Source organism: Bacillus pretiosus, from assembly GCF_052947655.1.
This window is the reverse complement of sequence record NZ_CM129593.1, coordinates 2,808,536-2,822,288: the sequence shown is the minus strand read 5'-3', so window position 1 is coordinate 2,822,288 and position 13,753 is coordinate 2,808,536. Positions and strand designations below refer to the sequence as shown.

The following is a 13,753-nucleotide window of genomic DNA, read 5'->3' as shown; positions in this document are numbered from 1 at the left end:
CTCAATATTTACATAACTACTTTTATATGAATTTAATACTAAAGTCCTACTATTTATAAACTAATAGGTCTTTCAACTTAGGTAGTTCTCACACTAATGAGGGATATGAAAGGAAATATATGTAACTTATAATAATTACTATAAAGCTTTGGAAAATGAAAAGGAGGAGATTTGCATGAAGAATTGGGTTCAATTTAGAATGGCAAGACCAACAGATAAATTTAAAGAAGTTATAAGTTTTTATGAGACGGGGTTAGGATTAAAGCGTATAGGAGAATTTCACAATCATGAAGGATATGATGGAGTTATGTTTGGATTACCGGATGCCGAGTATCATTTGGAGTTTACAACGCATGTTAATGGAAGTCCATGTCCGGCACCGACAAAAGATAATTTACTAGTTTTTTATATGCCTAATAAAAATGAAATTGAAAAAATAGTGAATCGATTAAGTAATATGGGCTATCATGAGGTAGAACCAGAAAATCCGTATTGGATAGAGAAAGGGACCACAATAGAGGATCCAGATGGTTGGAGAATTGTACTTATGAACGCATTTGAATAAAGAAGCTCTTTTTGTATGAAATAGCACGTTTTTATAATGAAACTGGTATGAAAATAGGGACGTCTGCGGCAGCGAATTTATTAGCTGCTAAACAAATTGGAAAAGAAAAAGGTGCGAATTTTAATGTAGTTACAGTTTTTCCGGACGCAGTGTCTATAGAAGAGTGGTCAGATGTAAAGAGCTTACAACAAATATAGAGAAAATCGAATAAATAAAAGTTCTTTCATATTCTATTTCTTATACTTTGGAAAATTGATGAAATGAAAACCTGTATATGTAAAAGGTACAGGTTTTTCGTGGTTGTGTTAGTTATCTGTAGAAACTTTAAAATTTCACATACCGTATTTAAAGAAATAAATATAGGAAAACCAAAAAGTAATGTAGAATATATCGTACATACATATATGAAGTCAACATAAAAGATAAAGAGGTGGGCATATGTTACTTGAAGAAGTAATGCAGCAACTAGAGAAATATGGAACAGAACAAAATCGTAAAACGTATAAAAACCACGGAGCGAAAGAGCCACTATTCGGAGTTAGTTTTGCCAATTTAAAATTGTTAAAAAAGAAGATAAAAAAAGATCATGATTTAGCAATTTCATTATGGAAAACAAAAAATATGGATGCAATGACTTTAGCAACAATGATTTTAGAACCAAAGCAAGTTACGACAGAACAGCTAAACAAATGGGTACAGGAAGTTGATTATTATTGTTTAATGGACGTTTTGATGACGGCTATTTGTACGTCGCCAATCGCGATAGAAAGAATGGAAGAATGGACAAAGTCTGATGATGAATGGATTGGAAGAGCAGGATGGTCTCTATTAGCAAATATAGCGATTAAAAATAAAACGTTACATGATGAATTCTTCACTCCGTATCTAGAAGAGATTAAAGCAAATATACATAATGAAAAAAATAGAAAAAAAGAAGCGATGAATAGTGCTTTAATCGCGATAGGAATTCGTAATGAAGACTTTGAGAGAAAAGCGATTGAAATTGCACGTGAAATTGGGAAAGTACAAGTTGATCACGGGGCAACGTCATGCAAAACACCAGACGCAGAACCGTATATACAAAAGGCGAGAGAAAGAGCTGAAAAAAAGAAAGTGAAATAAGAAAAGGGGAACGGTTATGAAACCAATGAAAGCAGCACAAAGCATAATTACATCACAATTTCCGAATTGTGATGTAGCTTTACTGGGAGGAAGCGTTGTAAGAGGAGAAGCGACAAAAACATCTGATCTGGACATTGTTATAGTTGATCAAAATTTACCGTCTTGTTATAGAGAATCTTTCTATAGTAATGGATGGCCTGTTGAAGTGTTTGTACATAATTTTGAAACGTGTAAAACCTTTTTTAAAATGGATTGTGACCGAGGGAGACCTTCGTTACCACAATTAGTTTCAGAGGGTATTGTATTAAAAGGAGAAAATGAAATTGTTGAGAAATTAAAAAGAGAAGCAAATGATTTACTAAATAAAGGGCCAGCTAAATGGACTGAAGCAATGATGAAGCAGAAACGGTATTTTATTACGGATACTTTGGACGATTTTATTGGTGCATCAAAAAGAGAAGAAGAATTGTTTATCGCGAATTTATTAGCTGATTTATTACATGAATATATATTAAGAGTAAATGGGAAATGGCTTGGAAGTTCAAAATGGTTTATAAGGGTACTTAGAAAATATGATGAACATTACGCAGATCAATTTGTAGAGGCGTTCGATCATTTTTATACAACGGGTGAGAAAAGAAACTTAATTACTTTTGTAGAAAAAACGCTAGAACAGTATGGAGGAAGAATGTTCGAAGGGTTTTCTATAGGAAAATAAAAAGGGGATAGCATAATGAATGTACCAATCGTTCAATTAAGAGAACTGACACTAGATGATGTAGAAGAGCGATATCAATGGTCATTAGATAAAGAAGTGACAAATCATTTAGTTGTACCGGATCAATATCCACCGTTCACTCGTGAAGATACGAAAAAGTGGATTGAAGCATGTATAAATCGAAAAAATGGTTATGAACAAAGAGCTATCACTACAGAAAACGGCATACATATTGGGTGGGTAGATCTTAAAAACTTTGATAAAACAAATAAAAATGCAGAACTGGGAATCGTAATTGGTAATAAAGAGTATTGGGGTAAAGGATATGGATTAGCAGCCCTATATAGAATGTTACATGTGGGATTCTTTGAATTTGAATTAGAAAAAGTTTGGCTACGTGTAGATGAAGATAATTTTCAAGCTAGAAAGAGTTATGAAAAGGCTGGTTTTGTTTGTGAAGGATTAATGAGAAATGATCGATTACGTCAAGGAAAGTTCATTCATCGTTATCGTTATAGTATGTTAAGAGAAGAATACGAATCTATAAATAGTAGTTTATAAAAATATTATGTTAACTTAAAGGAGCTGGAGATATATGATTCGATTACTTACGAAAGAAGATGCAAAACAATATTGGGAGTTACGTTTACAGGCATTACAAGTAAATCCAGAGGCATTTGTAACAACTTATGAAGAGGCGATTCGTCAAGAAAATCCTATTAAGCGAGTGGAAAATAATTTAACAGCTACTACTAGCTGTACATTCGGTGCTTTTAATGAAAAGAATCAATTAGTTGGAGTGGTTACTTTACTAACAGAAGAGAAAGAGGCGTATAAACATAAAGGTCATATCGTTGCGATGTATGTAGATGCAAGTAATCGAAGAAGTGGTCTTGCACGTGAGTTAATACGTAAGGCAATTGAAAGAACAAGAGAAATGAGCTTAGAACAATTGAACTTAGGTGTTGTATCTACAAACGAATCAGCAAAAAAATTGTATGAATCAATGGGCTTTAAAACGTATGGGATTGAAAAGAGAGCTATAAAGATGAATGGTGTGTATAGTGATGATGAACATATGGTCTTGTTCTTTTAATAGAGGGAGTTTAGTATGAAAGATCTCCATTTAGAAAAAAATATGAACCCGCAAGTAGCGATTTTGTATGCGACGGTTACTGATACATTTAAACGACTGCAAAAGTTAGTAGAAGGTACTGATGAGAAAGAACTGTCCTTCAAAGGGGCAAAAAATAATGAAAATAGCATCGGACAACTACTTCAACATTTGGCAGTGGTTGATTTGAACTGGGTGTACCGTTTAAAAGGAGAGGAAGTTCCACCGACACTTGAAAATAAATATGGACCAATGTTGAATGAAATGGGAGGATTGCCTAGTTTAAGAAAGTATAAATTACAAGAATTAATGCAAGATTATGAAGCGGTGCAACATATGTTTTATGAGGAGTGTATGAAACTAACAGAAAATGATTTAACAAGGGAAGTTTTTTATGAGAAGGGAGAAACTGCGACTATAAGGTGGGGAATATGGCATATAGCCGATCATAATCGGTACCATCAAGCTCATATTAGTCAGTTAAGAAAACTATATAGAGCTAGAATAGATGCGAGATAAAGATTTCGAATTTTAATTATATTTAATTTGTTGTATAGTATAAGAAGAAACTAAACAAGGGGTTTTATAATGAAAGCTATTGCAGTAGGGATATTGGCATCATTTTTCTTTGCCTTTACCTTTGTTTTAAACCGGGCGATGGACTTAGAAGGTGGAAGCTGGATTTGGAGTGCTTCATTACGGTACTACTTTATGGTTCCAATGCTTTTACTTATTGTCATGTATAGAGGGAACTTAAAGCAACTCTTTCAATATATGAAAAATAATCCGAAAGAATGGTTAGTGTGGAGTATCGTTGGATTTGGTCTCTTCTATGCACCACTTAGTTTTGCCGGAGCTTTTGGACCTGGTTGGCTTGTTGCATCAACTTGGCAAATTACGATTGTCGCAGGAATTTTGTTAACACCATTTTTTGCAGTAGATCCATTACATAAAAAACTTCCAATGAAGGAATTAGTTATGTCTGGGGTTATTTTATGCGGTGTTGTACTCATGCAAGTAGAACATGCTTCTTCATTAGGAATTCGAGAAACCGTTTTATGTGTAGTTCCTGTACTTATTGCAGCGTTTGCGTATCCTCTTGGAAATCGAAAAATGATGCAAGTTTGTAAAGGCGAATTAGATGTATTCCAGCGAGTTCTCGGTATGACATTAGCAAGTTTACCATTTTGGTTTTTACTATCTGGTTATGAAGTATCAACAGGCGGATTACCGTCAAGTAGCCAAGTTTTCCAATGTTTTATTGTAGCAGTTAGTTCTGGTTTAATCGCGACAGTACTATTCTTCTTTGCGACAGATCTTGTAAAAGATGATCCACAAAAACTAGCAACAGTAGAAGCAACACAGTCCGGTGAAGTTTTATTTGCGCTAGTAGGAGAGCTTATCTTACTATCTGCGCCAATTCCGTCATCTTTATCTTGGATCGGAATGAGTCTTGTTATTGTCGGAATGATACTACATAGTTATGTAGCGGTCGTTGTGAAAAAAGAAGAAAAAATAACAGCGTAATGAGATTAGCTCTTTATAGAAAGAGCTAATCTTTTTTCATGGAAAGGAATGTAGAAATGAATTTGCAACGCGTGGAACAAATTGTGAAAGATCCAATTTTAAATGTGTTACAGTATGCAGTCGGGCCAAGTGAAACTAGCTTAAAGAAAGCAGTTTTATATTATGAGAGTAATAAAGGGACTTTGTACAGATATGAAGAAGAGGCTTGTATAGGTATTGAAATAATCGGAGCAAATAAAGCGAGAATATGTCACATAGCAGTCGCTCCACAATATCGTAATAAAGGAATTGCGTTGCAAATGATAAAAGAAGTAGTAAAAATGCTTCAATTAACTTATATAGAAGCAGAGACAGACAATGAGGCAGTAGAATTTTATGAAAAAATTGGTTTTCAGGTTAAAAGTTTAGGAGAAAGATATCCGGGGATTGAAAGATTTCATGTGTATTTTAAAAATAAAACATATTAAAATCATCTTAGAATATAATATCCGGAATAGGATTTGAAGAAATAGTTCGTTTTATATGTATCCTGCTATTTGTGGACAGTAAAACTCCCACCTCAAAATTTGGCTGGAGTAAGGAAGCTAGGTGGAAGCCCTGAAGCTCGTAAAAGCCCGATTGGTACGGAATAATAATTAGTGGGTGATGAACGAAACCGCCACTGCTTAAAGTTTCACTTTATTTGTTTTAATTTTAATAGCAACTAGTTATTAGTTTTTGACAAAAATGTAAGAAAGGTCGGAATGGTTAGTTGATGCTAAGGAAGGAAGTAAAATATGAGTAAATCAATAAATAATGTAACAATTGAGAAGAAGCGTGCAGTCTCATTAGATTTAGCAAGAGGTACTATGTTACTATTAATCGTACTTGCCCATGCACCGCTTTACTTGTATGCTGCAGATCCTGGAATTATGCATAGGGTGGAAAGCGGAAGTTTCTTTGATCAAATTGTAAACCTTTTTGGTATATTCATAATTGATAACCGTGCAAGAGCGATGTTTGCCGTATTATTAGGCTACGGTTTGGTTCTAGCACTCGAAGGGCAAATATCAAAAGGGAAAAATGAAAATCATGCTGTAAAAATAGTAAGAAGACGCTCTTGGTATTTAATACTGTTTGGGGTTGTGTTAGCAGTATTAATTGGAGGACAAGATATTCTTATGGCCTATGGTATAGCCGGGCTTCTTGTTAGCCCGCTATTAAAGTGTAAAATGAAAACATTAATTCGAACATTTACGATTATCACTATATTGTATATCATTTTTATCCCAATAATATGGGGATTTAATATGCAAGCAATAGGCGATTACGGTTTTTCACCAGATGTTTCAGCAAAAGATACGTATCTAAGTACTACAATGTTACGATTACTTTTCTTTCCTGTTATACCTGTTCTCATCCATTTTATGTTCCCAATTCTTCCTTCGGTAATTCTTGGTTTGTGGATTGCTAGATATCAGTTATTAATAAAACCAGAGCAAAATTTGAAAAAATTATATTATATAACAATTATAGGATTAGCAATTTCCTTAATAGGTGCTTTGCCTCTATCTTTTATAGGGACTTTATGGTATCCAAGTGTATTTACAGCTGGAATGATAAATGGAATCCATATTTTAACTGGAATTGTTGGAGGATTAGCATATGCAACGGGTTTCGGTATAATAGGGAGTAAATTGAAAAATCTAGGGTACTTTAGCCTTTCATTAATTGCTTTGGGAAAGCGCTCATTAACATTTTTTGTTTTGAATGAGGCACTGCTTGTTATACTTTTATCACCTGTAGCATTTGATTTAGGAGGGCATGTAAGTAACGCTCTTGCTGCATTGATAGCTATAAGTATTTGGATATTGTCTGTCATATTAGCTACAATAATGGAGAAAAACAATCTGAATGGACCATTAGAGATTTTATTGAGACGTTTAATATATAAAAATAAAACAATTGAAAGACGACCCAGGTATTAGGTCGTCTTTCAATTTATTATAGTCTATAAATAAAATTATAATCTAATGATAGTTTGTTTTTATTCATGGAATAAAAAGCATAAAATATGCAAATGTACATCTAAGGTATAGTTTGAAAAAAGTAAGATTTACATTATATAATAAAGGTATCTGGAAAAATATAGATAAAAGAAATTAGGTGTATAACACATGAGAATGGATAAAAGTAAATTTATAAAAATTGCTACTTCAATAGGGGTATCATCTTTTTTATTAACTGGATGTGGCGATTATGAAGAAGATACTGCTCAACAAGAAAGTACTGCTGTTAAAACGGATGGTGGAAAACAAGGAAATGAACAAGAAACTTTACATTGTGATGATAAAACTCCTACCAATGAAAATGTAGAAAATGATGAGTTATGCAAGGAAATTAATCCATCGTTTTCATCGTATAATGAAAACTCACATTTACCGATACTGCCATTCGTAGCGGGATATTTATTAGCAAGCAGAACTTCAAATATGAATTATTCAGCAAAACCCAATGTAATGAAAAAACCGTATGCAAATAATATTATTCCATATCGTGAAAAAGACCAAAGTAGAACTGGTGGCAGCGGTGGTGGAGGATACTACGGTGGAACTAACAGTAACAACAATAATTCTTCCAATAAAGTAGATTTAAACAAACAACAGCCCAATTCCTCAAATAAAGTGACGCCAGATACAAATACGCCGAAATCATCTACTACTCAAACGCCGAAAGTGAATTCTGGTTCAAGTGGAATTGGAAACGCAAAAGCGCCAGCCGGATCATAACACGAAAGGATAATAGGATCATGTATACAGAACAAGAGCAGAAAGAGTATATGAAAGTATGGTTTTCACTTGCGGAAGAGGCTGGTCGGAATGGTTTTACATGGCCGAGTCTATTAGAAAATGAAGAATGGAATCAATATATGGCAACAGGTATGTATCGTATGCCAGTAAAAACTTATACTGCTATTTCAAAAGCGACAGAGGAAGTTATGTACGTGTTATATAGAACGTATCAATATATTGTCAATACAACAGAAGATTTTCAAAAACTAGGATTTCCAGCTGAAACGTGGGAAATTGCGAGAATGAAACATATTGGTTTGTTTTCATATTTTACAAGGTTTGACTTTATCGTAAATGGTGAAGATATAAAGTTAATAGAAGTAAATTGTGACACACCAACAGGTTATTTAGAGCCGTCTGTCGCAAATGAAGTGTTATGCCGTTATCACGACGTGAATCACCCAAATCATATAGAAGAGCATATTGTGCAGGCGTGGGAACAAATTAAACATGACTATAATATAGGTCCTGAAGAGACGATATATTTTACTAGTTATGATTGGCACGATGAAGATCATCAAACAGTTCAATTTTTAAGAAGCTATTGCTTAGATCAATCAACAGACTATATAGGAATACAAGATATCGTCGTTACAGATGATGGTATATATACGCCAAGTGGCGAACGAATCCATTATTTATATAGACTATATCCAATTGAATATTTAGTTTCAGATACCGATAAAAATGGGAAAAGAATTGGACTTCAGCTTTTAGATCATATAGCGCAAGGAAGAGTGAAAATTATTAATCCACCTGCTTCTTTTCTTATGCAAAATAAAAGTGTACTCGCATTAATTTGGCAACTGTTCGAAGAGGGAGTTTTCTTTGAGAAAGAAGAGCGAGAAATCATTCAGAACTACTTCTTGCCAACATATTTTACAAATAAACCGTTTATAGAAAGAAATGAATCATATGTTTCTAAACCTTTATACGGCCGTGAAGGCGGAGGAGTATCTATATACGAAAATGATGAACTATTGGCTGAAGATAAAACGAAGTATTACTTTGAGCAACGGAAAATATATCAGCAATACATAGAAATGCCTGACTATACAATTGACACATGGGATGGTCCGTATACTGGTAAACTATTAATTGGTTCACACTGTATTAGCGGGAGAGCCGCAGGGTTATTTTTACGTGTAGGCGAGAAAATAACGGGAAACTTATCGATGTTTACAGGGGTTACAATTGAAGGGTAAATGAAACGGAAGAGCTTATCAGTTGTGATGGGCTCTTTCGTTTATATATAGTGTTTGTATTGTTTTGACGTATCACTTTTATTTTTCTTCATACTGAAAAAACGTATGTAATTAAGCAAATTATTTCAAATAGTAGAAAAGAGAATAAAGTTTTTTTATTTATCTGCTATTGTTATTTGAGATCGATATATTGTCATTTGATTATTATGCATGTGAATTTATAACCTTTTTTTGAAGTGACAGAAATGATTAAGTTAAAAATTAAGAAAAATATGATAATATATGTATGTATTAGTTTTAAAAAATGGAGGAACAATCGTGAAAATGAATGACATAGTGGCAAGTACACAATTGCCAAATACAATCAAAACAATTACAAATGATTTAAGAGAATTAGGGTTAGAAAAAGGAATGACGGTTATTGTGCATTCTTCGCTCAGTTCTATTGGCTGGGTATCTGGCGGAGCCGTTGCGGTAGTAGAGGCGTTAATGAAAGTTATTACGGAAGAGGGAACAATTATTATGCCAACTCAATCTTCGGATTTATCTGATCCGAAACATTGGTCAAGACCACCTGTACCTGAAGAATGGTGGCAAATTATTCGAGATAACGTCCCGGCGTTTGAGCCACATATAACACCAACAAGGGCAATGGGAAAAGTAGTTGAATGTTTTCGTACATATCCGAATGTAGTACGTAGCAACCATCCATTAGGAAGTTTTGCTGCATGGGGAAAACATGCGGAAGAAATAACGATGAATCAGTCGCTATCAATGAGTTTAGGAGAGGAATCTCCATTAAGAAAAATATACGATTTAGATGGATACATATTATTAATTGGTGTTGGATATGATTCCAATACGTCTGTACATTTATCTGAAGTACGTACTGGTGCATGTGAGTTAATAAAAGTAGGGGCACCAATTATAGAGAATGGTGCAAGAGTATGGAAAGAGTTTGTTGATATGGATTACGATTCTGATAAGTTTGTAGAAATCGGTGTAGAGTTTGAGCGAAAAGGAACTGTAACAAATGGAAAAATAGGAAATGCAACGTGCCGTCTTATGAAGCAACGAGATATAGTTGACTTTGGAACAGAATGGTTTCGTAAGAAAAATCAGTAAGGGATGGTTACAATGAAGGGGAAAAAGGTATTAATTACGAGTGGTGGTTGTTTAGAAAAATGGGACCAAGTGCGTGGTCATACGAATATGGCAAAAGGAACAATTGGTAGAATAATCGCTGAAGAGTTTATAAGTAAAGGAGCACATGTTATATATTTACACGGTTATTTCGCTGAGAAACCGAACGATGTAAACAATCAATTAGAATTACACCCATTTGAAGGAATTGTTGATTTACAAGATAAAATGAAAAGTATAATTACACATGAAAAAGTCGATGCGGTCATTATGGCAGCGGCTGGATCAGATTGGGTTGTAGACAAAATTTGTGATCAAGATGGTAATGTTCTTAATATGAATGGGAAAATTTCAAGTGATATAGCGCCAATTATTCATTTTCAAAAGGCTCCAAAAGTATTAAAGCAAATAAAAGAGTGGGATCCAGAAACCGTACTCGTTGGCTTTAAACTTGAAAGTGATGTAAATGAAGAAGAATTGTTTGAAAGAGCGAAAAATAGAATGAAAGAATCTAAGGCAAATGTAATGATTGCAAATTCACCACATTCTTTATATTCACGTGGAGCGGTGCACTACGTAATTGGACAGGACGGTAAAGGGAAGTTATGTAATGGGAAAGATGAAACGGCGAAAGAAATTGTCAAAAGGTTAGAGGTACTATGTAATCACATTACTGCTTTATAATTTTAAGTATTTGGATAAGAGTGAATCCGCATAGTATATATAGGTAAGCGAAACTTTAATTTATGGGAATTTTACTTTTACACAAACGTTAACCATTCAAGATGGATACATAAAATAATTGGTGAGGAGTGGATTCTATGGAACATTTATTAAAGCAAGCGATTAAACTAAGAAATGAAAAGAAATATGCGCAATCTAGAGAGATACTAATGGGGTTAACCAATTTTACGCGGGATGCAGAAGTGCTTTTTCAATGTGCCTGGATACATGATGTAATGGGACTTGAAACAGACGCTGTGCCGTATTATGAACAGGCAATTGCAAATGGTCTTGATGGTGAGTCACTTTGCGGTGCATATATCGGTCTTGGAAGTACATATCGTTGTATAGGTGAGTATGACAAAGCAATTACAGTTTTAGAAACAGGTTTGCAGCAGTTTCCGGATAATGACGTGATAAAAGTATTTTTATCATTAGCAAAATATAACGTTAACGATCATGAATCCGCGATGAAATTATTACTTGAAACGGTTATAAAAGTAGACGAAGTTAAAGAATTTGAACGTGCGATTACATTTTATAAAGATCATTTAAACGAGGTTTTTAAATAGAGGAGTGAACGTATGAATGCCACACTATCACGAAGGCGAAAAGGCATTTGGATTGGACTCGTATCTTTCATCTTGTTATCAAACTATTTATTGTATGCCCTTCCGATTGTACCAGCCGCTCCGAAAGAAGTAGTGCTTGGTTCTTTGTTAGATTGTATGTTTGTAATTCCGATTATTACATATTTCTTTATTATTCAAAAAAGATACTCGCTAACGTATATATTTCCTGTCGTAATAGCTGGATATATATTTGTGAGATTTATTATTCCAAGTGACTATTTACAAGCTTTTTCAAACGTTTCTTATATTATAGTTGCGGGAGAAATTGCTTTTGTAGGTCTAGAACTATTCCTGTTGTATAAAATCGTTAAAGTGCTTCCTAATACAATCAAAAGATATAAAGAATATAGAAGAGAATATTCTTCATTTTCTTATGCGATTGATGCAGCGTTTGATGCTACTATGAAAAGAAATAAATTAGTAGATATCATTGTAACAGAGTGTAAGTTAATCTATTATGCATTTTTATCGTGGCATATAAAAGTACCGGAAGGTGAATCCGTATACTCATATCACAAAAAGACCGGTGCAATAGGTGTATATATCATGATCATTCATGCGACCATAATAGAAAGTATTGGTTTTCATTATTTACTTCATCAATGGAATCCAGTAGTAGCATGGATTTTACTTATTTTAAACGCATACGCAATGTTTTATTTTTTAGCTGAAATACAAGCAATGCGTAAAAATCCAATTATTGTTACAGAAGAACGAGTAATCATTCAAATCGGATTAGGAAAGAAAATTGTTATACCATTTACACAAATTGATAAAATTGCATTTTATAAAGGCGAACCTTTAAAGAAAGAAAAAGAAGTTCTTGACGCAACTGTGATGGAATTTATAAAGGAACCTCCAACATTTGAAATAACGCTAAAAGAGCCAGTGAAAGCACAATTGTTATATGGATTTTCTAAAACAGTAAGTCGTGTTCACTTAAATGTTGATGAGGAACGGAAGTTTTATGATGCGGTTATAGAGAAGTTGAAGCATGAATAATGCTACTAATTTTCATCGTGCGTTTGGTGTGTATGGCATTTGTATCGAAAACAATAATTTATTAGTAATTGATAAAATTAAAGGTCCATATAGAAATCGTAATGATCTACCTGGTGGTAGTTTAGAAGATGGAGAATCATTATTAGCTGGACTTCATAGAGAGATTAAAGAAGAGACGGGGCTAAATGTAACGGTAGTAAAACAAGTATGTACAATTGATTTTCAATTTCCATCAAAATTTAATGAGTACACACATGTACATCATATCGCAGTTTTTTACTTTGTAGAAAGGTGCGGAGGTGAATTCAAAGTACCGGAACAATTTGAAGAGCAAGATTCATTAGGAGCTAGATGGATTCCAATAGAAAGTATTACTGAAGATAATTCATCTCCTCTTGTGTGTAGTGCTGTAGAGTGGTTAAAAGAATCTAAGTTTAGTTTAGAAGTAAAGGCTTACAAATCATGGGTTATAAAATAATAATAATACTGGAGTTCCTTCTAATTTAGAAGGGGCTTTTTTGTGAAGTAGAAAATGAGATTATATAAATATTAACTTAAAAAAATGAATGAATTGACTGGACGCTTTCTTAATGGAAATATAAAGGGATATAATGAAAGAACTAAAATAAAAGGGGAAATAAAAAATGAGTTGCTTACGTACGTCAGACATTGAAATTATTGAAAGAAAAATCCGATATGATGGTACAACCATAGATCATGCTTGTTTACTAATAGAAGCGCAGCAGGACAAAATTATTTTATATCATGAAGTACAGTATTCTTTTACAATGGCAGCAAACGATAAGAAGTTAACAATCCCGAAAGGAAGTTATACAGTTGCATATTACTGGGGAAATCTTCCATATAATTTATACGTTTGGAGAGATCAGGATGGGGGGTATCTAGGTTCGTATTTTAATATTGTAAAGAATACATGTATAACGGATGAAGTGGTATCCTTTGAAGATTTAATCCTTGATATTATGATACTTCCAAGTGGAGAATTTTTTATATTGGATGAGGATGAATTACCTGAGTCGTTAGAACAATTTGAAGACGGGTATGTAGAAAAGGCTCTTCATACAGTCAAAAACACAATTCAAGAGTCACTTCCAAAAATCATTTCAGAAACTGCTACTCTTTATAAAAAAATAAATATCGTTCATTAAAA

At 33.7% G+C, this 13,753-nt stretch carries 17 protein-coding genes and 1 pseudogene; all 18 read left to right on the top strand.

The window, feature by feature from the left end; genetic code table 11:
* Positions 1-175 precede the first annotated feature (175 nt).
* Positions 176-565, top strand: a complete 390-nt coding sequence (locus ACU8YW_RS14545; RefSeq protein ID WP_426934320.1) for a VOC family protein — start codon at positions 176-178, stop codon at positions 563-565.
* Between the two features lie 11 nt (positions 566-576).
* Positions 577-762: pseudogene (locus ACU8YW_RS14540) on the top strand (cysteine synthase family protein); the annotation flags it as partial.
* Positions 763-1,003: 241 nt separating this feature from the next.
* Positions 1,004-1,687 (top strand): DNA alkylation repair protein, encoded by a 684-nt coding sequence (locus ACU8YW_RS14535; protein ID WP_088063776.1) that lies wholly within the window; start codon positions 1,004-1,006, stop codon positions 1,685-1,687.
* 16 nt (positions 1,688-1,703) lie between these two features.
* Positions 1,704-2,405 (top strand): nucleotidyltransferase domain-containing protein, encoded by a 702-nt coding sequence (locus ACU8YW_RS14530; protein ID WP_088063775.1) that lies wholly within the window; start codon positions 1,704-1,706, stop codon positions 2,403-2,405.
* Between the two features lie 15 nt (positions 2,406-2,420).
* On the top strand, positions 2,421-2,966 hold the full coding sequence (locus tag ACU8YW_RS14525) for a GNAT family N-acetyltransferase (RefSeq protein ID WP_088063774.1): 546 nt from the start codon (positions 2,421-2,423) through the stop codon (positions 2,964-2,966).
* Between the two features lie 34 nt (positions 2,967-3,000).
* The gene (locus ACU8YW_RS14520; protein ID WP_426934319.1) at positions 3,001-3,501 is read left to right on the top strand and encodes a GNAT family N-acetyltransferase; all 501 of its coding nucleotides are present in this window, start codon (positions 3,001-3,003) and stop codon (positions 3,499-3,501) included.
* A gap of 15 nt (positions 3,502-3,516) precedes the next feature.
* A complete protein-coding gene (locus ACU8YW_RS14515) occupies positions 3,517-4,038 on the top strand; it encodes a DinB family protein (protein WP_262720083.1) in 522 nt (173 codons plus the stop codon).
* A gap of 69 nt (positions 4,039-4,107) precedes the next feature.
* Positions 4,108-5,046, top strand: coding sequence for a DMT family transporter (locus ACU8YW_RS14510; RefSeq protein WP_000643669.1), 939 nt, complete (start codon positions 4,108-4,110; stop codon positions 5,044-5,046).
* Between the two features lie 56 nt (positions 5,047-5,102).
* Entirely contained in the window at positions 5,103-5,513 is a 411-nt protein-coding gene (locus ACU8YW_RS14505) for a GNAT family N-acetyltransferase (protein ID WP_088063933.1), read from the top strand.
* Between the two features lie 309 nt (positions 5,514-5,822).
* A complete protein-coding gene (locus ACU8YW_RS14500) occupies positions 5,823-7,013 on the top strand; it encodes a DUF418 domain-containing protein (RefSeq protein WP_088063771.1) in 1,191 nt (396 codons plus the stop codon).
* Positions 7,014-7,202: 189 nt separating this feature from the next.
* A complete protein-coding gene (locus ACU8YW_RS14495) occupies positions 7,203-7,814 on the top strand; it encodes a hypothetical protein (protein WP_088063770.1) in 612 nt (203 codons plus the stop codon).
* A 20-nt stretch (positions 7,815-7,834) separates the two neighbouring features.
* Complete coding sequence (locus ACU8YW_RS14490) at positions 7,835-9,082, top strand: glutathionylspermidine synthase family protein (protein WP_088122404.1); 1,248 nt, start codon at positions 7,835-7,837, stop codon at positions 9,080-9,082.
* A gap of 324 nt (positions 9,083-9,406) precedes the next feature.
* Entirely contained in the window at positions 9,407-10,207 is an 801-nt protein-coding gene (gene aacC, locus ACU8YW_RS14485; RefSeq protein ID WP_131233603.1) for a BA2930 family N-acetyltransferase, read from the top strand.
* Between the two features lie 12 nt (positions 10,208-10,219).
* Positions 10,220-10,909, top strand: coding sequence for a phosphopantothenoylcysteine decarboxylase domain-containing protein (locus ACU8YW_RS14480; protein ID WP_048566190.1), 690 nt, complete (start codon positions 10,220-10,222; stop codon positions 10,907-10,909).
* Between the two features lie 137 nt (positions 10,910-11,046).
* The gene (locus ACU8YW_RS14475; protein WP_137036125.1) at positions 11,047-11,520 is read left to right on the top strand and encodes a tetratricopeptide repeat protein; all 474 of its coding nucleotides are present in this window, start codon (positions 11,047-11,049) and stop codon (positions 11,518-11,520) included.
* Positions 11,521-11,532: 12 nt separating this feature from the next.
* A complete protein-coding gene (locus ACU8YW_RS14470; protein ID WP_262720082.1) occupies positions 11,533-12,582 on the top strand; it encodes a hypothetical protein in 1,050 nt (349 codons plus the stop codon).
* Positions 12,575-13,060: an NUDIX hydrolase gene (locus ACU8YW_RS14465; protein WP_088063767.1), complete on the top strand. Its 486-nt coding sequence runs from the start codon at positions 12,575-12,577 to the stop codon at positions 13,058-13,060. The genes ACU8YW_RS14470 and ACU8YW_RS14465 overlap by 8 nt, the downstream gene beginning before the upstream one ends.
* Before the next feature lie 166 nt (positions 13,061-13,226).
* Entirely contained in the window at positions 13,227-13,751 is a 525-nt protein-coding gene (locus tag ACU8YW_RS14460) for a ribonuclease FAU-1 family protein (protein ID WP_426934318.1), read from the top strand.
* The last annotated feature ends 2 nt before the right edge of the window (positions 13,752-13,753 follow it).

Bases quoted from the DNA above. Each gene is read 5' to 3' on its own strand.
- ACU8YW_RS14545 (WP_426934320.1), top strand. From the start codon at position 176: ATGAAGAATTGGGTTCAATTTAGAATGGCAAGACCAACAGATAAATTT.
- ACU8YW_RS14535 (WP_088063776.1), top strand. From the start codon at position 1,004: ATGTTACTTGAAGAAGTAATGCAGCAACTAGAGAAATATGGAACAGAA.
- ACU8YW_RS14530 (WP_088063775.1), top strand. From the start codon at position 1,704: ATGAAACCAATGAAAGCAGCACAAAGCATAATTACATCACAATTTCCG.
- ACU8YW_RS14525 (WP_088063774.1), top strand. From the start codon at position 2,421: ATGAATGTACCAATCGTTCAATTAAGAGAACTGACACTAGATGATGTA.
- ACU8YW_RS14520 (WP_426934319.1), top strand. From the start codon at position 3,001: ATGATTCGATTACTTACGAAAGAAGATGCAAAACAATATTGGGAGTTA.
- ACU8YW_RS14515 (WP_262720083.1), top strand. From the start codon at position 3,517: ATGAAAGATCTCCATTTAGAAAAAAATATGAACCCGCAAGTAGCGATT.
- ACU8YW_RS14510 (WP_000643669.1), top strand. From the start codon at position 4,108: ATGAAAGCTATTGCAGTAGGGATATTGGCATCATTTTTCTTTGCCTTT.
- ACU8YW_RS14505 (WP_088063933.1), top strand. From the start codon at position 5,103: ATGAATTTGCAACGCGTGGAACAAATTGTGAAAGATCCAATTTTAAAT.
- ACU8YW_RS14500 (WP_088063771.1), top strand. From the start codon at position 5,823: ATGAGTAAATCAATAAATAATGTAACAATTGAGAAGAAGCGTGCAGTC.
- ACU8YW_RS14495 (WP_088063770.1), top strand. From the start codon at position 7,203: ATGAGAATGGATAAAAGTAAATTTATAAAAATTGCTACTTCAATAGGG.
- ACU8YW_RS14490 (WP_088122404.1), top strand. From the start codon at position 7,835: ATGTATACAGAACAAGAGCAGAAAGAGTATATGAAAGTATGGTTTTCA.
- aacC (WP_131233603.1), top strand. From the start codon at position 9,407: ATGAATGACATAGTGGCAAGTACACAATTGCCAAATACAATCAAAACA.
- ACU8YW_RS14480 (WP_048566190.1), top strand. From the start codon at position 10,220: ATGAAGGGGAAAAAGGTATTAATTACGAGTGGTGGTTGTTTAGAAAAA.
- ACU8YW_RS14475 (WP_137036125.1), top strand. From the start codon at position 11,047: ATGGAACATTTATTAAAGCAAGCGATTAAACTAAGAAATGAAAAGAAA.
- ACU8YW_RS14470 (WP_262720082.1), top strand. From the start codon at position 11,533: ATGAATGCCACACTATCACGAAGGCGAAAAGGCATTTGGATTGGACTC.
- ACU8YW_RS14465 (WP_088063767.1), top strand. From the start codon at position 12,575: ATGAATAATGCTACTAATTTTCATCGTGCGTTTGGTGTGTATGGCATT.
- ACU8YW_RS14460 (WP_426934318.1), top strand. From the start codon at position 13,227: ATGAGTTGCTTACGTACGTCAGACATTGAAATTATTGAAAGAAAAATC.